18 protein-coding genes and 1 tRNA gene are annotated in these 19,801 nt (G+C 70.6%); 8 read left to right on the forward strand and 11 right to left on the reverse strand.

What is annotated here, in order from left to right:
- Nucleotides 1–108: 108 nt before the first annotated feature.
- Nucleotides 109–1,344, forward strand: coding sequence for an MFS transporter (locus tag StrepF001_RS37835; RefSeq protein ID WP_129802774.1), 1,236 nt, complete (start codon nucleotides 109–111; stop codon nucleotides 1,342–1,344).
- Between the two features lie 28 nt (nucleotides 1,345–1,372).
- Here the strand turns inward: StrepF001_RS37835 and StrepF001_RS37840 are convergent, their stop codons facing one another.
- The gene (locus StrepF001_RS37840; protein WP_129802700.1) at nucleotides 1,373–2,278 is read right to left on the reverse strand and encodes a transketolase; all 906 of its coding nucleotides are present in this window, start codon (nucleotides 2,276–2,278) and stop codon (nucleotides 1,373–1,375) included.
- Nucleotides 2,279–2,347: 69 nt separating this feature from the next.
- Entirely contained in the window at nucleotides 2,348–3,055 is a 708-nt protein-coding gene (locus tag StrepF001_RS37845) for a transketolase (RefSeq protein ID WP_129802701.1), read from the reverse strand.
- Between the two features lie 162 nt (nucleotides 3,056–3,217).
- Between StrepF001_RS37845 and StrepF001_RS37850 the strand changes: the two genes are divergently transcribed.
- Nucleotides 3,218–3,291, forward strand: a tRNA-Pro gene (locus tag StrepF001_RS37850).
- 104 nt (nucleotides 3,292–3,395) lie between these two features.
- Here the strand turns inward: StrepF001_RS37850 and StrepF001_RS37855 are convergent.
- The 3 genes from StrepF001_RS37855 to StrepF001_RS37865 all read right to left on the reverse strand — a co-directional run bounded on the left by StrepF001_RS37855 (nucleotide 3,396) and on the right by StrepF001_RS37865 (nucleotide 6,422).
- Nucleotides 3,396–4,430, reverse strand: coding sequence for a site-specific integrase (locus StrepF001_RS37855; RefSeq protein WP_129802702.1), 1,035 nt, complete (start codon nucleotides 4,428–4,430; stop codon nucleotides 3,396–3,398).
- Nucleotides 4,431–4,819: 389 nt separating this feature from the next.
- Nucleotides 4,820–5,428, reverse strand: a complete 609-nt coding sequence (locus tag StrepF001_RS37860) for a hypothetical protein (RefSeq protein ID WP_129802703.1) — start codon at nucleotides 5,426–5,428, stop codon at nucleotides 4,820–4,822.
- 121 nt (nucleotides 5,429–5,549) lie between these two features.
- The gene (locus StrepF001_RS37865) at nucleotides 5,550–6,422 is read right to left on the reverse strand and encodes a hypothetical protein (RefSeq protein WP_129802704.1); all 873 of its coding nucleotides are present in this window, start codon (nucleotides 6,420–6,422) and stop codon (nucleotides 5,550–5,552) included.
- 352 nt (nucleotides 6,423–6,774) lie between these two features.
- Here StrepF001_RS37865 and StrepF001_RS37870 point away from each other — a divergent pair, with 352 nt between their 5' ends.
- A complete protein-coding gene (locus StrepF001_RS37870) occupies nucleotides 6,775–7,710 on the forward strand; it encodes a DUF6880 family protein (protein WP_129802705.1) in 936 nt (311 codons plus the stop codon).
- Between the two features lie 158 nt (nucleotides 7,711–7,868).
- On the opposite strand, the gene StrepF001_RS37875 is transcribed toward StrepF001_RS37870, so the two are convergent.
- The gene (locus tag StrepF001_RS37875; RefSeq protein WP_240797842.1) at nucleotides 7,869–10,067 is read right to left on the reverse strand and encodes a 2OG-Fe(II) oxygenase; all 2,199 of its coding nucleotides are present in this window, start codon (nucleotides 10,065–10,067) and stop codon (nucleotides 7,869–7,871) included.
- 296 nt (nucleotides 10,068–10,363) lie between these two features.
- On the opposite strand from StrepF001_RS37875, the gene StrepF001_RS46605 reads away from it, so the two are divergent.
- Both StrepF001_RS46605 and StrepF001_RS49755 read left to right on the forward strand, forming a co-directional pair.
- Nucleotides 10,364–10,513 (forward strand): hypothetical protein, encoded by a 150-nt coding sequence (locus tag StrepF001_RS46605; protein WP_206307064.1) that lies wholly within the window; start codon nucleotides 10,364–10,366, stop codon nucleotides 10,511–10,513.
- Nucleotides 10,514–10,681: 168 nt separating this feature from the next.
- Nucleotides 10,682–10,813 (forward strand): hypothetical protein, encoded by a 132-nt coding sequence (locus StrepF001_RS49755; RefSeq protein WP_276322872.1) that lies wholly within the window; start codon nucleotides 10,682–10,684, stop codon nucleotides 10,811–10,813.
- 359 nt (nucleotides 10,814–11,172) lie between these two features.
- Here the strand turns inward: StrepF001_RS49755 and StrepF001_RS37880 are convergent, their stop codons facing one another.
- The 3 genes from StrepF001_RS37880 to StrepF001_RS37890 all read right to left on the reverse strand — a co-directional run bounded on the left by StrepF001_RS37880 (nucleotide 11,173) and on the right by StrepF001_RS37890 (nucleotide 14,323).
- Nucleotides 11,173–11,787, reverse strand: a complete 615-nt coding sequence (locus tag StrepF001_RS37880; protein ID WP_240797843.1) for a hypothetical protein — start codon at nucleotides 11,785–11,787, stop codon at nucleotides 11,173–11,175.
- A gap of 145 nt (nucleotides 11,788–11,932) precedes the next feature.
- Nucleotides 11,933–12,229 (reverse strand): hypothetical protein, encoded by a 297-nt coding sequence (locus tag StrepF001_RS37885; protein ID WP_240797844.1) that lies wholly within the window; start codon nucleotides 12,227–12,229, stop codon nucleotides 11,933–11,935.
- A 1,053-nt stretch (nucleotides 12,230–13,282) separates the two neighbouring features.
- Complete coding sequence (locus StrepF001_RS37890; RefSeq protein WP_129802707.1) at nucleotides 13,283–14,323, reverse strand: NAD(P)-dependent alcohol dehydrogenase; 1,041 nt, start codon at nucleotides 14,321–14,323, stop codon at nucleotides 13,283–13,285.
- Between the two features lie 84 nt (nucleotides 14,324–14,407).
- On the opposite strand from StrepF001_RS37890, the gene StrepF001_RS37895 reads away from it, so the two are divergent.
- The 3 genes from StrepF001_RS37895 (at nucleotide 14,408) to StrepF001_RS37905 (ending at nucleotide 18,789) form a co-directional block, all read left to right on the forward strand.
- Entirely contained in the window at nucleotides 14,408–15,208 is an 801-nt protein-coding gene (locus tag StrepF001_RS37895; protein WP_129802708.1) for an SDR family NAD(P)-dependent oxidoreductase, read from the forward strand.
- Between the two features lie 198 nt (nucleotides 15,209–15,406).
- Nucleotides 15,407–16,276, forward strand: a complete 870-nt coding sequence (locus tag StrepF001_RS37900; protein WP_129802709.1) for a branched-chain amino acid ABC transporter permease — start codon at nucleotides 15,407–15,409, stop codon at nucleotides 16,274–16,276.
- A gap of 11 nt (nucleotides 16,277–16,287) precedes the next feature.
- Entirely contained in the window at nucleotides 16,288–18,789 is a 2,502-nt protein-coding gene (locus StrepF001_RS37905; RefSeq protein ID WP_129802710.1) for an ATP-binding cassette domain-containing protein, read from the forward strand.
- A 74-nt stretch (nucleotides 18,790–18,863) separates the two neighbouring features.
- Here the strand turns inward: StrepF001_RS37905 and StrepF001_RS37910 are convergent, their stop codons facing one another.
- Together StrepF001_RS37910 and StrepF001_RS37915 are read right to left on the reverse strand one after the other, a co-directional pair.
- Complete coding sequence (locus tag StrepF001_RS37910) at nucleotides 18,864–19,190, reverse strand: flavin reductase (RefSeq protein ID WP_206307065.1); 327 nt, start codon at nucleotides 19,188–19,190, stop codon at nucleotides 18,864–18,866.
- Nucleotides 19,187–19,474: an SDR family NAD(P)-dependent oxidoreductase gene (locus tag StrepF001_RS37915; RefSeq protein WP_129802712.1), complete on the reverse strand. Its 288-nt coding sequence runs from the start codon at nucleotides 19,472–19,474 to the stop codon at nucleotides 19,187–19,189. Before StrepF001_RS37915 ends, StrepF001_RS37910 begins: the two co-directional genes overlap by 4 nt.
- Nucleotides 19,475–19,801 lie beyond the last annotated feature (327 nt).

Consider the following 19,801-nt stretch of genomic DNA (forward strand, 5'->3'; position numbering starts at 1 on the left):
GCGGGGAGCGGCGGCAGGTTCGGCGACGGCCGGGGTGACAACGTTGCCGGGGCGCCGCGTGAGCGGAGCGGCGGGGGAGCGCGGCCGGTCTGGTCGCGGGACTTCGCGCTGTTCTTCGTCGCCCGGGGTGTCGCCCGGCTCGGCGACACCATGCTCCCGGTCGCCCTCGCCGCAGGCCTCCTCCAGCACGGGTACGGCGCGGGCGCGGTCGGCCTCGCCATGGCGGCGACGGCCGCGGCCTTCGCCGGCCTCGTCGTCTTCGGCGGGGTCATCGCCGACCGGTTCAGCACGCGCAAGCTGATGATCGGCGCCGATCTGGTGCGGCTCGGCACCCAGTCCTTCGCGGCCGTGCTGTTCCTCATGGATCACGTGGTTCTCTGGGAGATCTGCGCGATCGGCGTCGTGAACGGGGTCGCGGGCGCCGTGTTCCAGCCCGGTGTGGCCGGCATGGTGCCCCGGCTCGCCTCCGACCTCCAGGGCGCCAACGGCGCCGTACGCATCGCCGAGTCCGTCGCCCAACTCGCCGGTCCCGCCGTCGCCGGCCTCCTGGTCGGCTTCGCCTCACCGGGCGGCGTGTTCGCGGCCCATGCCGCCACCTACGCGGTCAGCGCCCTCTGCCTGCTGCTGCTCCGGCTGCCCCCGCTTCCGCAGGGCAGCCGCTCTCCGGGGCGTGGCGCGAGCGCCTTCAAGGCCGATCTCGTCGAGGGCTGGCGGGAGTTCCGGTCGCGCACCTGGCTGTGGGGCGTGATCGCCATCTGGTGCGTCTACATGATCGCCGTCCACGGTCCGACCGTGCCGCTCGTCGCCACGGAGGTCGTCCAGGAGCACGGCCCGCGCGCCTACGGGCTGGTCAACTCCGCGCTGGGCGCCGGCACCGTCGTCGGCGGACTCCTCGCCCTCAGGCTGCGCCCCCGCCGGATGCTACGGGCCGGGGCGATCGCCCTCGTCGGCTTCGCCGGGTTCCCCGCAACCGTCGGCCTCGGCCTCGACGTCCCGGCGATGGCCGCCGGTGCCGCCGTGGCCGGGGCCGGGATGTCGTTCTGGGGCGTCATGTGGGCGACCAGCGTCCAGACCCAGGTGCAGCCCGACGTCCTGAACCGCATCCACGCCTACGACGTCGCCGGCTCCCTCGCGATGATGCCCGTCGGTCAGGCCCTCGCAGGCCCGGCCGCAGCCGCCCTCGGCGCGGACCACGTCCTCCTCGTCTCCGGCGCGATGAGCTTCGTCGTCGTGATCGCCCTGCTCTCGGTCCCGGCGATACGCGGCCTGGTGCGCGTCGACCCGCCGACGGCCCGCTCCGGGAGGAAGGGCATACCGGGGGAGGTGTGTGCGGAGAAGGCGTGACGGGCCTGTATGGCGGAGAAGGGGTGACTCACCGGGCTCCCGCCACGAAACCCGCGATCCGCTCCCGCAGTGACCGGGCGTCGAGGCCGTGCGCGGCGACGTGCTCCTCGACGGTCCCGTAGCGGCGCAGCTCCCGGCGGCCCACTCCCAGGCCCAGGACACGGTGCGGTACGTGGGAGAGGGCGTCGTTCACGGTGGCTGTCGAGGTGCCTGCCAGGTAGGGCTCGACAAGGACGACGTCCGTCCCCGCCGACTCCGTGGCCCGGCGCAGGGCGGCCGTGTCGAGAGGCCGGACGGTCGTCGCGTAGAGCACGGTGACATCGATGCCCTCCGTGGCGTCGAGCACGGCGTCGAGCGTCGGCCCGACGGCGAGGACCACCCCCGCACGCCCCTCGCGGACCGTACGGAGACGCGCGCCGTCGACCGGGAGGCCGTGCGCGTTCGACTGCACCGACAGCCGGACGTACACCTTGTCGTCGTCGGCGGCGACCGCCTGGCGCAGGAGCGTCTCGGCCTCGTCCGGGTGGCCGGGCACGTGCACGGTCCAGCCGTCGACGGTGTCGAGCAGCGCCACATCGCCGGGAGCCATGTGCGTGTACCCGCCCGCCGGCCAGTCGAAGGACGCCGCGGCACTCACCAGCACCGCCCCCACCCCTTGGTGGCCGAGGTCCAGCTTGACCTGCTCAAACGGCCGCTCGACCAGAAAGCTGGCAAAGGTGTGCACGACCGGCCGCAGCCCGGTCAGCGCCAGCCCCGCGCCCGTCCCGATGAGCAGCTGCTCGCGGATACCGACGTTGATCACCCGGTCGGGGTGCCGTCCCCGGGCGTCGGCGAAACCGTCCACGCCGATCTCGGCCAGAACGACCGCGACCCGGGGATCCTCGTCGAGCAACCGGGAGATGACAGGGGCGAAACGGTCACGCATGGTGTCCATGGACGTCGGCTCCTTCGCTGAGGCCGTAGGGAGAGCGAACTGGTTCTGCAGGCCTGCCCGATCGCTGCCTCACGCGGACTTCGGCTCCACCCGGGCCACGACCACGTGTGGGCGGCCCGGATGCGGCGCGGTGAAGGCGGCGTGCAGTGCCGCGTGATCGCGGCCGTCGACGGTCACCGTGGACCAGCCCGCCGCGTCGAAGCGAGCCGCGATGCCGCCGGGCCGGGCGTGGCTGGCGGAGGCGTTGTCCACGACGACGGTGTGCAGCCGGTCCAGTCCGGCGGGCCCGGCGAAGGCGATCGCCTCGTGGTTGCTGCCCTCGTCCAGTTCGGCGTCCCCGATCAGCACCCACACCCGCGGTTCGACCAGGCCCTGGGCACGCAGCCCCAGCGCCGTGCCGACGGCGATCGGCAGCCCGTGCCCCAGCGAGCCGCTGCCGATCTCGGCGCCCGGCACCAGCATCCGGTCGGGGTGGTGCCCGAGCGGGGAGTCGTAGGAGCCGAAGCCCGGCAACCAGTCCACCGGAACGAAGCCCTTGGCAGCCAGGACCGCGTAGTACGCCATCGGCCCGTGCCCCTTGGACAGCAGGAACCGGTCCCGCCCGGGGTCCTCCAGCCGCCCCGGCTCGACCCGCAGCACCCGGTCGTAGAGCACCCACAGCACGTCCAGCGTGGACGTCGCCGCAGGCCCGTGCTTCTCGTCGCCGGTCATGAGGGCCATCAGGCGGGGCAGGTCGGTGCAGCCGTACGTACGGGTGCCTTCGTCGATGATCGTCATGTGGACGATCGTGCAACCTCAACCAAACTTCAGGTCAAGCGTCACTCGTCGGCGAGCTGCCCCGTGCGCCGGCCACACATAATCGGGTGCGCGACCACCGACCCGAGTGCGGTATTGTTTCCATGCGTGCTCGGCCGGGGGAAAGCCCAGGTCAGACGGCACCGGGACGTGGCGCAGCTTGGTAGCGCACTTGACTGGGGGTCAAGGGGTCGCAGGTTCAAATCCTGTCGTCCCGACGGTGTTCACCAGCGGGTCTGCCGACTATGGCAGGCCCGCTGGATGCGTTCGTGTGACACGTGATGGCGGCGTGATGGCAGCCGACGACTACCGGCGACCGGTATCAAGCTGCCCGGTCTTCTGACGCCGGAGCGGTCTGGTGGTCTTTGCGGTCGGCGCGCGTGAGGGCCTTGTCGATTGCGGTGACGGCGTCGCGGGCGGCGTGGGGCAGCAGGTGGCCGTAGAGGTTGACCGTGGTGGACAGCGTCGAGTGGCGCAGGGTCTTGGAGACCACGGCGAGCGGGACCCGTGAGCTGATCATGATGGTGGCGGCGGTGTGGCGCAGGTCGTGGACGCCGATCTGGGGAAGGCCGATCTCCTCGGAGCGTCGGCGCAGCTCGGTGAGGATGCCCTGCGGGCGCAGTGGTGAGCCGTCCGGCTGGCAGAACACCAGGCCCTCCAAGGGGGTGCCCGGGGGCTGGCTGGCTTGGGCGAGGGAGGCCTGGCGCTCCAATGCGGCGGCGACGCGCGGGGACAGGCTCACCCAGTTCCGGCTCGCCTTGGTCTTGGGGTGGCCGAGGTAGAGCCGGTTGTTGTTGACGGCCGTGAGGTTCCACCGCACCAGCAGCGTCTTCTCCGACAGGTGGACATCGGTCCAGTGCAGGCCGAGGGCCTCGCCGCGTCGCATGCCGGTGCCCAGCAGCAGCTCGAACAGGTTGGCCAGCTGGTCGCCGTAGTGGGTGTGGTTGTGGCGCAGGAACGCGGCCGCCTGGGTGGGGTTCCAGCAGATCCGTTTTTGCGCTACGGGCCGCGGCAGCATCGCGTGCCGGCACGGGTTGTCCGCGATCAGCCGGGCGCGCACGACGGAGCCGAGGGCGCTGGAGAGGGTGGCGCCGATCCGGTAGACGGTGGTGCGCCCCCGGCCACGGGCGAGCTCGGCCTCCTGCCAGGCGACGATGTGACGAGGCCGCAGATCCTGGAGCGCGAGGCGTCTGAAGGACGGGATGAGGTCGGCGCGGACGTAGTCGCGGTAGCGGACGAACGTGGTCGGCTTGAGCACCTCCTCCTTGGTGCGCAGCCAGTCCGCCAGGTAGGTGGCGAGGGAGAGGCCCTCGTCGCCGTACAGGCCGGTGCGCTCACACGTCAGCGCACGCTCCAAGGCGGCGTGGGCGGCCTTGCGGGTGGGAAAGCCGCTACGGCAGTGCGGCTTGCGTCTGCCGTCGACGGACGGCAGGTCGACGGCGAAGGCCCACGAGCCGTGCCGGGAACGGCCCTTGAGCTTCGGACAGGCCGCGCCGAACTGCCGGCCATCCGGGCCGACGGCAGCCGCAGCGCTGGTAGAGACGACCGCGCTCGGGGGAGCGAGGTGCCATGATGCTCACCTCCGGTGGGGAACGTGCGTTGGCTCCACGATGACGGCGTCATCCTGCGGCGTCGAAGCTGGCGGATGCCATCACCTCGCCGTCACATCACGCGTCTCGCCAACGCTGAGCAGCAGCGACCCCTTTGGACGGCGCTGTCGGCGTCGGGGCGGCGCCGTACCCACGGCTACCTGTGGGGTGGCGCCTCGGCTGCCGCGTCGAGCAGTTCGAGGTAGCCGTCGACCGCCCCCCACAGCGAGTCCTCCGGAAACCGGCCGGAGCCTCGGTGGGCGCGCCGCCACGGCCCGTCGTCCCAGTAGCGGTCGCGTACCCGACGCAAGTGGAGGAGGGAGGCGGCGGTTTCGACGCGCCGCTGCTCGTCCTCCTCGGTCGGCTGAGGGGCGGCCAGCCGCAGCGAGCCGGCCTGGCCCGCGGCAAGCGCGTCCAGCGCACGGGTATCGGGTCCTGCGGGGGACCAGATGCGCAACGGACGACGAATCGCGTGGTTCCACACCGGCCAGGCCGCGGGCCGCCAGCGCCGCACGACCGGCGCCTTGCCAAGGTCGAGGAGGTTCGCCAGCGCGGTGCACTCGGGAGGCTCGACGCCCCAGGGCAGCTCCTCGGCGGGCAGGTCCACAACGAGAGCGATGTGCACCACCGGGATGTCTCCCGTCCCTTCCAGGATGGGGCCGTAGGCATGCACGGCGAGAAGAGCGCCGCCGCCGGGCAGTCGCCGGGCACGGTGGCAGGCGTCGGTGATCGTACGGAGACGGCGAACGGCCGTGGTATGACGCATGACCCCATCCTGCCCGGCCCGCGGACGAGGGGCCGAGCCGTGTCCGGTCGGCCGCCCAGGTGTCGCTGGCGGCCTGGGCTGCGGCGCGGGCGCGTTCCTCGACGGTCTTGCGGTGGGTCTCCTACTCGCGCCGGGTGCGTTCGGTGCGGCAGTGGTAGGCCGCGTCGAGGAGTTCGGCGGCACTGCGGCGCGATGTGGGCGGGGCGGTGGTGGCGGAAGTGGCAGTGGAGTGGTAGCGGGCCAGTAGCTCTGGTCCAGGCTGTGGGCTGCTGCCCAGGACGGCTTGCAGGAGCAGGTTGTCCTTCTCCTTCGCCGGCAGAGATGCGATGAATGCCGCGAGTTCGCGCCGGTCCGGGCCCGGTGCGGGGCCGGGCTCGCTCGCCTGGGCTGCGGCGGTCAGCAGATCGGGGTCCACTTTCAGGAAGTCGGCCAGGGCGCGCTGTGGGCCGGTGAGTTCGGCCAGGCCTGCGGGGACCGGCGGTTCCATCTCGCGGGCATACTCCTCCTCGTCGTCCTCGGCCAGTTCCCAGACGGTGAGGGCGGCCAGCCAGGCGAGGTAGAGCGGGCGCAGGTCACCGGTGGCGAGTTCGGCGCGCAGGCCGATCAGGGAGGACAGCTCGAGAGAGGTCTCGAAGTCCCATTCCTCGCCGTCCTCACTGTCCAGGGAGAAGTCGAGCAGGGTGTGGCCGGAGCGGGTCCACACGGTGAGGGCCTCCTCCATGGCGTAGGCGGCGGCCGTCTTCACCGGGAGCACGTTGGCAGGCAGACGGAGGACGAGGCGGCGGCTGCCCCAGTTCGCGTAGTACAGGTGGGCGTCGTAGAGCTGCTCGACCAGTTTGGTGGTGTCACCGCGGAAGTCGCCCCAGTGGTACTCGTTGACGAAGCGGGTCGGGGAGATGGTGGCCCGGGTGGACAGGGACCGGACCTGCTGCAACTGTGCAGGATCCAGAGGTCGGTCGACGGCCAGGAACTCGTAGTACTGGTACTCGCTCACGGCCCGCAACCCTACCCGCGCCCCAAGGCGTGCTGAGATGGACCCATGAGCGAGGAGACCTCCCTTCAGCAGCTGGTTGACGGGTTGCGGCGCGACCGGCGACGCGGTCCGTACGCCGGGGACCGCGAGTACGTGGCCACCGCGTGGGCCGTCGACGAAGCGGCCGGACGCCTGCTGGAGACCGGAAACGCGGCCGAGGCGGCCCGTCGGCTGCGCACGGCGGTGGACCGGGTCACCCGGGCCCTGATGTACCTGGACGACTCCTCCGGTAGCGGAGGGGGACGCCCTGCGCGCACTGACGGCCCGTTACGCCCAGGCGCTGGCGGCGGCCCCGCCCAAGGATCCCCGCGCCTTGGCGAACTGGATCGCCGCCACGGTGTTCGACATCCCCCTGGCCCACTTCGCCCCCGCCCTGGGGGAGCGCGGTGTGCGGCAGCTGACCGACCTGGTCGAGCAGCGCGCCGACGACCCCGAGCGGGCCGACGACTGGGGCACCGCCTTCGGCGTGCGGCATCTGCGGGAACAGCTCGCGGAGATCTCCGGCGACACCGACCACTACGTCGAGGTGCTCGCCCGGTCACTGACCGGACCCGATCAGTACGTCAAGATCGTCCGCGTGCTCCGGGCCGCAGGCCGCGAAGCGGAGGCCACCGACTGGGCACGCCGCGGGCTGGAGGCCCACCCCGCCAGCCCGTTCAAGCCCCAGCTCACGGACGAGCTCGTGGCACTCCTCATCGCCGGCGGGAAGCGAGAGGAAGCCCTGTCGGTGCGCCGGGACGTCTTCGCCCGCACCCCGCTCGCCTCCGCGTTCGCTGCGCTGGCCGCGCTGGCCGCGCTGGCCGCGACGGCCCGGCAGCTCGACAGCCCGCAGACGGTCATCTGGGCCCTGGACCTGATGCGCGTCCGGCTGGCCGAGAACCCCGCCCACGTCACCGAACTGATCGCGTGCCTGCGCGCGGAGGGCCTGGCCGAAGAGGCATGGCAGACAGCGACAGCGCATCTCGACGCCCTGTCGACGTACGTCCTGCAGGACCTCCTCGCCGAGTGGCGGCCAGTCCATCCGGCCGACAGTGTCGTCCCGTACCGGAGACTGATCGACCTCTATCTCGGTGAGAGTGGCAACAAGTACCGCTACCAGTACGCCGTCCGCCACATGAAGACCCTGCGCGATGTCCACCGTGAGCTCGGTACCGAGCCGGAATTCACCGACTACGTGCACGGCCTGCGTGCCGAACACCGCCGCAAGACCAGCTTCCTGGCCCGCCTGGACAAAGCCGGCCTCGGCTGAGTGGGCACCCCATGCCGTACGACGCAGCTGGTGTATGTATGGCGGTGCGCTGCTTCACGACCGCCGTCTTCCGTTGCGGGCCGGGCACCCACAGCGCCTGTCCCGGCTCGAGATCATGGCTGACGGTTCATCGCATGCGCCGACAAGGTCCCACGGGCTCAACGCGGCCCGGCGGGGAGGGTGTTCCAGGTCGAGGTCAGCCAGGTCAGGTCGGCTTCGGCCTGGCGACGGGCGGTCTGCTCGCGGGTGAACAGCTGCTCGGTCTTGGTCAGTACGAGGGTGTACGGGCGTCCCTGCCGTCTGGTCTGGTGGAGCACCGGGAGACCGGCCGAGTCGATCCTGGTGTGTACGTGCCGGCGTCCGTCCTTGGCCAGCGGCCATTCGAGGACACGCCGTGAGCGGGAGGCGAGGAACGTCTCCAGGGTGGCGCACAGGTCGCAGCCGCAGCCGATCCAGGCGATCGACCAGTCGTCCGCGGCACGCAGTTGTCGTGCGACGATCGCGCGGAGCCGGCCCGTGCAGTCGCGCGCGACCGTGTCGAGCCCCGCCGCGCGCCGGGTGTCCGTCGGCAGCGCCTGCGCCTGCGCCGCGCGGCGCAGCATCGGCATCAGGCATTCCAGCACCGTGTCCGCCTGGGCGCGCAGCACGGCCAGGCTCTCAGTCCGCTGTTCCTGGTCGGCCGCCTGCAGGAGGTGTTGCAGCGGCAGGCCCAGCTGCTCCAGTCGGGGGCGGCGGATCTCGGCCGGCCCGGTCGCGGTCCACTGTCGCAGGTCTTCGTCCACCGCGATCCAGGTCCCGGTGGGCAGCAGCCGCGCTGCCGCTGTCCCCGCCGGGCCCAAGGACCGCAGCGCCGTGCACAGGTCCGGCAGCCTCTCGGTCCACTTGTACCCGTGTGGCTCGTAGCGGTACCGGGGGCCGAACCAGCCGCCGACGACCTGGCGCAGCCACACGGTGCCGTACCGTTCGACCGCAGCGGCCAGCCCATGGGCGTGCTGCGGTCCCAGTGCGTTCACCCGGAACGGCTCCAGCAGCATCGCCGCGGTCTCGGCCACACCCAGGCCCGCGGCCACGTGCAACGCGCCCTCCAGCAGCTCGGGTTGGGCATCGGTGTGCTTCCAGAACGGTGCAAGGGATTCGGCCGCGGTGCGTGCGCCGTCCAGGTCTCCTCGCTGGATGCGGCCCTGCAGTTCCTCGAGGGCCCACCGCGGCCCGGCCTCGCCGCGCGCCGCGAACGCGCGCTCGCGCGGCCACACGACGACCGCGGCCCTCCTGTACCAGCGGTCCAGGGTGTTGCCGTAGTTGCCCATGTAGCCCTCGTACTGGGACTCGTAGGGGGTGAGGTCCGCGCTTGGGGTGCTGGTGCAGGCCTCGTAGTCGTGGACGTACAACGAGATCGGCGCGCCGCCGGTGTCGTCCGGGCCGGTCCACCAGTCGAGGGTGATCTCGTCGTCGATCAGGTCCTGGACGACGTAGTCGTCGTCGGTCGCGGGGCTGTCGTCCTCGTCCTCGTACTCGTCGTCTTCGTCGTATCCGTGGTAGTCGTCCCAGGGGGCGTCACCGGCGGGGTAGGCGTCCCAGGTCTGCTTGACCTCGGCGAGGGCGAGCACCGATTCGCAGTCGGCCTGTCCGGCGGCGGCGCGCAGCAGCGCGGCGCGCTCGGCGTCGGCGCCCTTGAGCCGCTCCCAGCTCAGGCCCCGCTGCGTGTACTCGTGGTCGAGCAGATACACCAGCCGGTTCGGCGGGTCGAGGTCCCGCAACGCATAGCGCGGCTTGGCGGGCGTGCCGAAGTGCTGGTCCAGGCAGCGCGCCAGCTCGGGGAGCGGGCCGGAGGCAGGAGCCGAAGTCCCGGGCTCGGCGAGCAGGTTGAAGGTGAGGGCCACCCGGCACCCGGACCGGACCGGGGTCACCTCGTGTCGACAGTCGGCGTAGAAGGCGATGAGGGTCAGTTCCGTCTTCGAGGCGCGGTAGGTGCTGTGCTGTCCGGCATGCTCGATGACCAGTTCTCCGCCGGTGTGCGCCGAGGGCAGACAGAGCACCAGCGTGCCCACCATCGCGTCGTCCTTCTCCGAATCCTGATGGGGGAGGAAGAACTGGCCCTTGCCGTACACCAGCAGCGTATGCGGATCGGCCCGCAGCCGGGCTGTCGCCGGGAGCCCGAGCTCGTCCCGGAAATGCTCCAGCGCGCCACTCAGCAGCGCCGACCACGAGGGGCCGGCCAGGGTGATCTGGTCCGGCGAGATCTGCCAGGTGTCGCGGACGCCGGTGTCGCTCAGTGTCTCCTCGCCCCGGCCGAACAACGCCGGGCGCGCCACCGCGATCAGCTTCTTCGCCTGGGGCGCGCGCAGCGGAAGACTCACCGGCCCGACGCCGGCCACCTCGAGCCTGAGACCGTGCGCGGGCGCCTTGAGCTGGGCGCTGAAGGCCCCCGCCGACTTCGCCCCACCGAGCAGCTCAGCCAGCCGTTCCCTCGCATTCCCCGCTACGCGTGCTCTCCCGACCCGTCCGGTGTGCCACCCTCGGCCCGATCCTATTGCCCGGGGAGACCGGAGACGGCCGGCCGCGGGGCGTTCGCCAGGTGAGCTCCCGGCTCCGGGGCGCGGTCAGACCCGAATCTGCAGGCAGTAGCGGTGATCGGCGGCTGAGGCAGGGACAGGTGTGCTTCGGTTTCGAGGAGATCGGGTTCCTGCACCGTGATCAGCTCGACCTGAAAGCGCGCCCGCCGAGCGGGCAGGTGCCGCGCGAGGGCATCGAGACCGCGTCACCCGAACGCCGCGCCGATTGTGGCCCGCAGGCCATCGGGTAACGGGGGCGAGGTCCTCGGGGTCGAACAGTGCTGTGCCGTCGACGATGTGGAGCCGCTCGTCGCCATCCTTGCGGCGCTGCTCGACATATTGCGGGTGCCGGAAACCTCGTCCGCGCAGGTCACCCCGGCTGCCGGGCACGGGTGGATCCGTTGGCATGCTGATCGCTCGTGCTGTGGCGCCTCGTCTGTCTGACCGTCACGAACACCTTCGCCGCTCTGCGCCTGCCGCCTATGGACGGCTATGCCAAGGACACCGAAATCCTCGCCCTACGCCACCAGCTCATCGTGTTACACCGGTAACTCGGCTCGGCCAGGGTCAAGTTCGCTTTCGCGGATCGGGCCGTCCTGGCGGGGCTCCTCGTCCGTCTGCCACGCAGCGAGCTGCGGCGCCTGCCTCGAGAACATGCTGGAGTGGCTCGACATCGACTCGGTGGCCGACTTCGACCCGGCCGGTTCGGGCCGGGCGAAGCCGACAAACGACTCCAGACGCTTACGATGCCGTAGCCGAGCGGCGGGGCGGCGTGGCCGATGACGGCAAGGATGCCGAGGTACGCGACGTGGCCTGGGACGAACCGGTGCCCGAGGCAGCGCAGTTGCCCCTCACCCGCGCTGAACGATCAAGTCGCGAGTGTCCTCAGGCATAGGCAGGGTGTAGCCAGTCAATCTTCGTCGAGGAGTTGGGCGGCGGCCTTGGGGTCCATGAGGGTGGACCAGGCCTGTTCGGCGGGGAGGAGCGGGCGGCTGGGCAGGGCGTATTCGGGGAACCATGCCTTGGGGTCGCAACCGGGAACATGTCGCAGGATGACGGCGGCGAGGTCGTCGGGGACGGAGCCGGTGATGCGTACGGCTGCATAGGTTTCGTGGCCGTCGTCAGCGCGGGCCAGGATGCCGAGGCGGAAAGTGGGGAAGTCGGCAGGGTGTTCGTACCCGTCGTGGAGCGAGCCGCGGGTCAGATCTTTGATGACAGAGGCCAGGCGGCGAACGAGCCGGGTGCCTGCTTCGAGCTGGTACCGGTCGTAGCCGTTCTGGGTGGGCAGGAGGTGACCGACGTAGGTCCTGCCGGGCAGCGGCTTGGAGTGCTCGCTGTTGTAGCGGGCGCGTGCGGCCTTCGCGTCGGCTTCGAGTGCGGCATAGAAGTCGTCCCCCGAGCCGTCCTCGCGCTGTCCGGCAGCGACCAGCCAGGGCAGGGTCCTCTTCAGCCCAGACCGCGCCTCGCCAGCGCTGGACCTTGACCTTGAACAGCACCTCGTCGTCGATGGACCGGATCCGCTCATGGCCTGCCTCGTCCTCGGCGAACTGTTCCCGGGCCTTGGACAGGATGGGGTGGTCGATCTCGTCGAGGGGCTGGCGGGCGGAGGGGAGCGGTAGCTTCAGGTCCTCGCGAAGCGTGCGGAGGGTGGGACGGGCGGGGTGCACGGATCAGTCGTCCTCGCCCACTCCGCCAAGTTCCTTGATGCGCTCAGGCGACAGCCCGGTCAGCAGCGAGACGCTCGATTCCAGCCCTCCGTCGAGCTTGCGCATCTTCTCGAGCATGTTCGCCCGGACCTCTTCGCGGCGGATCTCCAGGTAGACGCGCACGGCTTCGGCGACGAGGTCCTTCTTGGTCATGCCGAGAAAGTGCGCACCGTCGGCGATCAGCTCGTCTATGGCCGCATCAACCTTCAAGGGCGCCGTCGTTCGGGTTGCCCCGCGCCGCTTCTCATCCGTGATGTTCACACCTACCTCCTGGTACCAAAGAATACTCCTATTCTTAGCACTAGGTATCGCTCGGGCAGGGCGACGTGTAGTTATGGGTGCTGATACATGCGTCCGCGCAGGTCAGGCGGGCCTGCCTCCTGGGCGTGCCTTGATCGGGGGTGCCAGGCAGCGGGAGGGTTGGTAGGCGCGGGATGGGCACGCCGTCGCCGTCGACGGACTCACGGGTCTCGCCGACTCCAGCACCTCCCGTGACATGGCCGAGGTGCACCGCATCGACCAGCGCATAGATCGGGGGCCGTAAAAGATCTCGTCCCGTGTTCGCGAGGGTGGGCCCTGCACACTCTGTTCGAGGAGAATCCCACTTCGCCGAGATCGGATCCACCGCGCCCAGTGATGAAGACGTTCGCGGAGGTGCTCAGGTCCTCAAGGTGCCGCTGTCCTCTGCGGTGCCGCGGCGCATGTGCGGCGACAAGATCTCGCGGATGCCAGGCGGAGCCAGGAGACGCAGACTCCTTTACTCGGCCGAGTACGCTTGACGGTGGCCTCGAAGAACGACCCGTCGCGCGCCGCTCAGTGACTCAACAACTGGGGGTCAAGGGGTCGCAGGTTCAAATCCTGTCGTCCCGACTTTTCGAACATTCGAAAGTCGCAGATGAGGGGTCGTTTTCCGAACGGCCCCTCGTTGCTTTTCCCGCGCTCCCGGGTGGGAGCGGCACGTGGGAGCACGCTCCCACCCGTCCCCTTGTCCGGTTGCTCCCACTCGGGCGGCTGCGCACATATGCGATTCCTTGCGCGCGCGTTCCCGTCCGTGCCCGTTTTGCGATCCACAGCTCCTCGTCGATCGAGTGGGCCTCGGGTCATGCGCTTGCGCTCTTGCCGCTGGTCACCCGTGCTCCCACCGGGAGTGGGCCGGGAGCGGCGACCCCATGTCCGGAACCCGAGGTATGGGTGTTCTGCTCGAAAATACGATTCTGGGTCTGGCCTGCAGCTTCTCCGCGCGGGGCAGCGGTCTGCACGGCGCCTGGGTGAACAGCGCCTCCAGCAGGACCTGGTCGATGCCGTCGACGCCTGTCAGCCTGGCATGAGCACAGCCCGCCCCCGCACCTGTCCTTGGCGGAGTCGGGCGAACGCTTCTGCCGCTGCGGACAGTGGGAACTGTTCTGTGTCGACGTGCAATGCCCCCGAGCGTGCCAGTGCGACGGCCTCTACGAGCTCGTGCCTGCTGCCCCAGAACGGCAGCGACAGCCGGAAGCCGGAAGGCAGGACACCTGGTTTACGGACCGTCAGGTGCCCGCCGCCGCTTCCGACGACCGCGAGTTCCCCGCCTGGGCGCAGGATGTCGACGGCGAGTTCCAGCGAAGCCGCGTTGCCGACGAAATCGAGCACGGCGTCCGCTCCCACGTTGCTGCTCTGTGCCCTCAGCGTATGGGCGGTGTTCCCCTGCAACAGGGTGCTGAAGTGTGCTCCGCACCGGTGCGCGAGCGCGAGGGCCTCCTCGCGGATGTCGACCGCGAGGACGCGGCTCGGAGTGGTTGCGCGGAGGATCTGGACAGCCAGGTGGCCGAGACCGCCGACGCCGATGACGGCGGCGGTGGTGCCGTCTCCGAGGGCATGGCGTACTCCGGCGACGGCGTGGTACGAGGTCAGGCCTGCATCCGACAGGGGTGCAGCCTGATCAGCCGGCAGGTCGCCGATCGGCACCAGATGGCGGGCGGACGGGACGAGGACGTACTCGGCCATCCCTCCGTCCAGGCCCAGTCCGACCCCGTGCCAGCCGAGGCTGTCGCGTCGGTCGCAGTAGTTGTCCCGGCCCGCGGCGCAGCGGGCGCAGGCGCCGCACCCCCACGGTCCGTAGAGCGCGACGCGTTCACCGACCGTCGGCCCGTCGGCGTCGGGACCGAGGGCCGCGACGTGCCCCGCGACCTCGTGACCGAGGGTGAACGGCGGCTTGTAGGGGAGGGCTCCTGGGGACGCGTCCACGACGTGGATGTCCGAGTGGCACAGCCCTGCGGCTTCCACCCGCACCAGAACCTCGGACTCGCGGGGGACCGGTCGCTCGACCTCGGCGAGCGCCGGCTTCCGTCCCCACGCTGTCAGCCGTACCGCCCTCATGCGTCACCCCCAGGGTCTTGTCAGCCCGACCACGGCGACGGTAACAGAAACAAAGTCAATTCAGTATCGAGAGGGAGCGCGAGGATGAACACAGGCACACGGCAGGGTCGGTTCGAGGGCAAGGTCGCGATGGTGACGGGCGCGGGATCGGGCATGGGTGCCGCTGTCGCCAGGCAGTTGGCCGCCGAGGGGGCGGGAGCAGTCGTTCTCGCCGACCTGAACCGCGAGACTGCCTCGGTCGTCGCCAAGGAGCTGCCCACCGGCCGGGCTGTCGCGCTCGACGTGGTGGATGCGACCGCGGTCGACGCGGCGGTCGAGGGCGTGCTGCGGGAGCACGGGAAGCTCGACATCGTGGTCCACGCCGCCGGAGTCGACGACCCGGACGTCAAGCAGTGGATTGCGGATGCGCTGGTCGACGGGTGTCGGATCAGGGTGACGGACCGGCTCGCCGACACCGCCTGGCGACGCGTCATGAGCGTCAATCTGGACGGCACGTTCCATGTGCTGCGCGCCGCGGTGCGGGCGATGCGGCCTGCCGAGGCGGGAGCGATCGTGGTCATCGGCTCCTCGTCGGCCTTCGATGCGCCCGTCGGCTATCCGCACTACGCCGCGTCCAAGGCGGGCGTGCACGCCCTGAGTCAGGCCGTGGCCAAGGAGGTCGTCGCGTCCGGGATACGGGTGAACGTGGTCGCGCCCGGTCCGACGGAGACCGGCATGGCGGCACGTACCCCCGCGGCTCTGCGCACCGGTTTCGCCGACCCGGGGGTCCGCCCGTACGCGACGCCCGAGGAGATCGCCGACATCGCCCTGTTCCTGGCGAGCGATGCGGCGGCGAACCTGGTCGGAGCGGTGCTGCTCGCCAATGGCGGTCGTTTTACGACCTGATCGTCCTGATCGGCTGCAGTTTGCTCGAGCTGCCCCGCTCTCGCCGTGGCCGAAGGCGCGCAGAAATCAACTCGTGCACGGGTATTGCCCACCTGGAGTCCGGTACCTACGGTTCTCAAATTGAGTTCAGTTTGCAATGCGCTCATGAGGCGCCGAGGTGCCGGGCGCGCGGGTGTCCGGCGCGAGGAGACGGTCGACGTGGATCAGTTTCTGCTCGTCCTGGTGAGCGGTCTCGCCAGTGGTGCGGTGTACGGCCTGATGGGACTGGGGCTGGTGATCATTTATAGGGCGACGGACGTGGTGAACTTCGCGCTCGCCAGCCTGGCCACCGTCGGGCTGTACGCATCGCTGACGCTGTACGACAGCGGCCTGCCGCTGCTGCTGGCCGCCGCGGCCGCGATCGTACTGACCGCCAGCATCGGCCTGGTCGCCCGTGAGACGGTGATCAGGCCGCTGGCGCAGGGGGAGTTGCTCTCGGCGCTGGTCATGACGATGGGCGTCTCGCTCATTGCGGAGAGCGTCATCAGCACGGTCTGGGACGACCAGCCACGGCTCTTCCCGAGCCTGGTCGAGGGATCGGTCTCGTTCGGCGACTCGGCGATACCGACGCAGAGCCTGCTGACCATCGCAGTGGCGGCCGTCGCGATGGCGCTGGTGGCGTATCTCTTCGGACGCACCACCATCGGTTCCGCCATGCGCGCCGTCGCCGAGTCCGCTGACACCGCGCAGATCCTCGGCCTGGGCTCGCAGCGCATCGCCCGGATCGCCTGGGCGCTCGGGCTCGGCCTCGCCGCGCTCGGCGCCTTCCTGTACGCGCCCCGGGCCGGACTTGTGCCGACGGTGCTGAGCGCACCGCTGTTCCGGGCCTTCGCCGGGATCTTCCTCGGCGGTCTGACCAGCATGTACGGGGCCGTCATCGGCGGATTGACGGTGGGCGTGCTGGACAACCTGGCCGCGGTCTACGTCTCGGCCGGCTATCGCGACACGTTCGTCTTCTCGTTCACCATTCTCGTGCTGTTGATCCGCCCTCAGGGGCTGTTCGGTGTACGCACGTTCCAGCGGGTCTGAGGGAGCGGTCCATGTCTGACGTCAGTCGATCCACCATCGCCAGGGCGGCGCTCGGTCCACTCGCCGCGGCCGTGCTTATCGCCGTGCTCACTACCGGAGCCGTTCCGCCCTACCAGGCGTACTCCGTAGGGCTCGCGGCGGTTTACACCGTCCTCGTCATCTCGGTCAATCTGCTCGCGGGCTGGGCCGGCATCTGGTCGATCGCCCATCCCGCGTTCTTCGCCATGGGTGCCTACTTCGCGGCGTACGGCAGCACGCACGGCTGGTCGCTGGAGCTCGTGGTGCTCGGCGCGATGGGGTGCAGTGCGGCGTTCGGGGCGTTTCTGGGGGGCGTGGGCGCGCGGTTCTCGATGCTGTACGTGGCCCTGCTGACACTCGCGTTCACCATGGTGTCGCTGGAGGTGATGGGCCAGTGGACCAGTGTGACCGGTGGTGACCAGGGCATTCCGATGGAGAAGCTGGACAGTGCCCTGGGGCTTGGCACGCTCGCCAGTGCCGGCACCCAGGCGCAGTACATCGCCGTCGGCGCGGCCGGGATCGCACTGGGCGTGGCCGCGCTGGCCCGGCCCAGCTCCCTGCGGATGCGGCTGGTCGCCGCCAAGTCCCACCCTATGGCGGCCCGTTCGATCGGCATCGCGCCGGAGGCCCAGTCGGCTCTGGCCTTCGCGGTCAGCGCCGCGTTTGCGGCGCTGGCGGGTGTCCTGCTGGCCCTGGTCGTCGGCTTCGTCAGCCCGGACCCGTTCTCGTTGGCGCTGGCGATCTCGCTGATCGCCGCGTGCATACTCGGTGGCGCGGGCACCCTGCTGGGCGCGGTCGTCGGTGGGGCGTACCTGACCTGGTCCCCGACGGCCGCCGAGAGCGCCGGGATACCGCAGCCGATCCTCCAGGGGCTCGTGCTCATCGCCGTGCTGCTGGTCCTGCCGGGTGGAGTGGTGCCCTTCCTGGGAAAGGTGGTCCGCCGACTGCTGCGCAGGTCCGCGTCGCATCCCCCGGCCCTGGCGGACCCGACCGAGCCGTTCATCGAGCCCGTCCCCGCCCCTTCATCAACCGCCCCCGAGCTGCTGCGTCTTGACGAGGTCACCGTCACCTTCGGCGGCCTCAGGGCGCTGGAGGGCGCCTCGATGTCCGTACGGGCCGGGGAGACCCTCGCGATCATCGGCCCCAACGGGGCAGGCAAGACGACGCTGCTGAACGTCCTGTCCGGACTCGTCGGAGGCGGGCGGGTGGCCGGCAGCGTGCAGTACGACGGCAAGCCCCTGCTGAGGTCGCGCGCCACCGCCCGCCGCAGGCTCGGCATCGGGCGCACCTTCCAGCACGCCGAGACGTTCCCCGAGCTGACCGTCCTGGAGAACGTGCTCTGCACCCGTCGCCGGATCACCGCGCAGAATCGGGCCAGGGCCGCCGAGTTGCTGGACCGGGTCGGCCTCACGCACGTCGCGGACCGCTACCCGGCCGAGCTTCCGTTCGGCCTGCACAAGCGTCTCGACCTGGCCAGGGCGCTCGCGGAGGAGCCCGAACTGCTCATCCTGGACGAGCCGTTCGGCGGGCTCGATGCCGGTGAGCGCACCCTGCTGGCGCGGCAGATCGTGCAGGAACAGCGACGTGGAACCGCCATCGTGATCATCGACCATGTGCTCGACGACCTGTTCGCGGTCGCCCACCGGGTGGTCGCCTTCGACTTCGGCCGGCCCATCGGCGAGGGTGAGCCCGGCAAGGTCCTGGACGACCCCCGGGTGCGCACCTCCTACCTCGGCGAGGGCGGCACGCGCGGCGAACTCCCGCACAGGGACGGTACGGAACGCGTCGTTGTGCGGCTCGACGGTGTGGACCACGCCTACGGCGGAGTGACCGCGCTGCGCGGGGTCGACCTCGCCATCACCCAGGGCAGCATCGTCGGTATCGTCGGCGCCAACGGCGCGGGCAAGAGCACGCTGGGCCGCATCCTGCACGGCACGCTCCGGCCCACCCGCGGCCGGCGCGAGGCCGACGGAGACCTGCGCACCGCACTGGTGCCCGAGGGCCGTGCCCTCTTCAAGACGCTCTCCCTGCGCGAGAACCTGGAGGTCGCCGCGTACGCGGCAGGCATCAGGGGCGCGGATCTGCGGGCGCGGCTCGCGGAGACCGCCGAGTGGCTGCCGTCGCGGCTGCGTGAGCGGATGGGCGTACCCGCCGCTGGGCTCTCCGGAGGTGAGCAGCAGATCCTTGCGATCGCCCGGGCCCTGATGGCACGGCCCGACCTGCTCATCGTCGACGAACCGGCGCTTGGCCTGTCCCCGGCGATGGTCGACGAGGTGTACGCCCGCCTCGGCCGGCTCGCCCACGAGGGCATGACGGTCGTCCTGCTGGAGCAGTCGCTCACCCGCGCCGCGTCCGCCGCTCACGAGGTGGCCGTCCTGCACGAGGGTGCGATCGCGGTCCGCGGCGAGCCCTCCGACCTGACGTTCCTGGCTCGCGCGGAACGGGCCTACTTCGACGGGAAGGACGACGCCGCGGTGGCCGCCGTGCAGGGCTGAGCCGGTCTTGTGACCTCCGGTGCGGTCCCGTCCGGTGAGGATCTCGGGGGCGTTCGCGATGGACCCGCAGCCCGTCAGCTCTTCGCCAGGGACGTGAAGGTGCCGGCGTGGAAGACAACCGGGGGGGCCGTGGCGTACGGCGAGAGCCGGTCGATCTCGAGGAGCGCGATGGCGTGGTCGCCGGCGGGGACCTCCCGGACGATCCGGCACTCCAGCCAGAGCGCCGCTCCCTGGACGAACACGGAACCCGGCGGCTCGGCCACCCGGTCCACGGACGCGAACCGGGCGGGGACTTGGGGTGCAAGGGAACGCGCCACGGGTTCATGGTCCTCGGCGAGTTGGTGGTGTGGGGCGGTGAAGAGTTCGAAGGCCGGGGAGTTCGCGATGATCGGCGTGTTCACCGTGGTCGGACAGACCGCGTTGACCCGGATGCTGACCCGGATGTTGACCCGGATATGGTGCGGCCCAGCTCTTGGGCGAGCACCTTCAGCAGGCCGATAACGCCGTGCTTCGCTGCAGTGCAGTGCGCCGTGTTGAGATAGCCGAGCAGGCCTGCCGTCGAGCTGGTCAGGACGACCGAGCCGCCTTCACCCCGCTCCACCATGGACGGGAGCGAGGCGCGGACGGTGTTGAAGACACCGGTGAGGTTGACGTCGAACATGTCCTTCCACACCTGCTCGGACATCTCCCAGCTGGTCGACCACGAGCCGATGCGTTGGCGCAGACGATGTCGATCCCGCCGAACTCGGCGAGGCCGGCGTCGACGACCTTCTGCACCTGACCGAGGTCGCGTACGTCCGTGGTGCCCGTGAGGGCGCGACGCCCACGTGCCTCGACCTGCGCGACGGTCCCCCTGAGGTCGTCGCTCGTGGCCGGCGGACAGCCGACCGAGTCCACCGCGTCCTGCCCTGGCCCCGGCCCGCACCCGTCACAAATGCGACCTTGCCGTCGAGAGTTTCCATGTGCTCTCTCCTTCGAGAGTGGCGAGTCGGGTTGCCGGACCGGTCGATAC

Origin of the sequence: Streptomyces sp. F001 (assembly GCF_004187715.1) — a bacterium.
GTDB classification, from domain to species: domain Bacteria; phylum Actinomycetota; class Actinomycetes; order Streptomycetales; family Streptomycetaceae; genus Streptomyces; species Streptomyces flavusporus.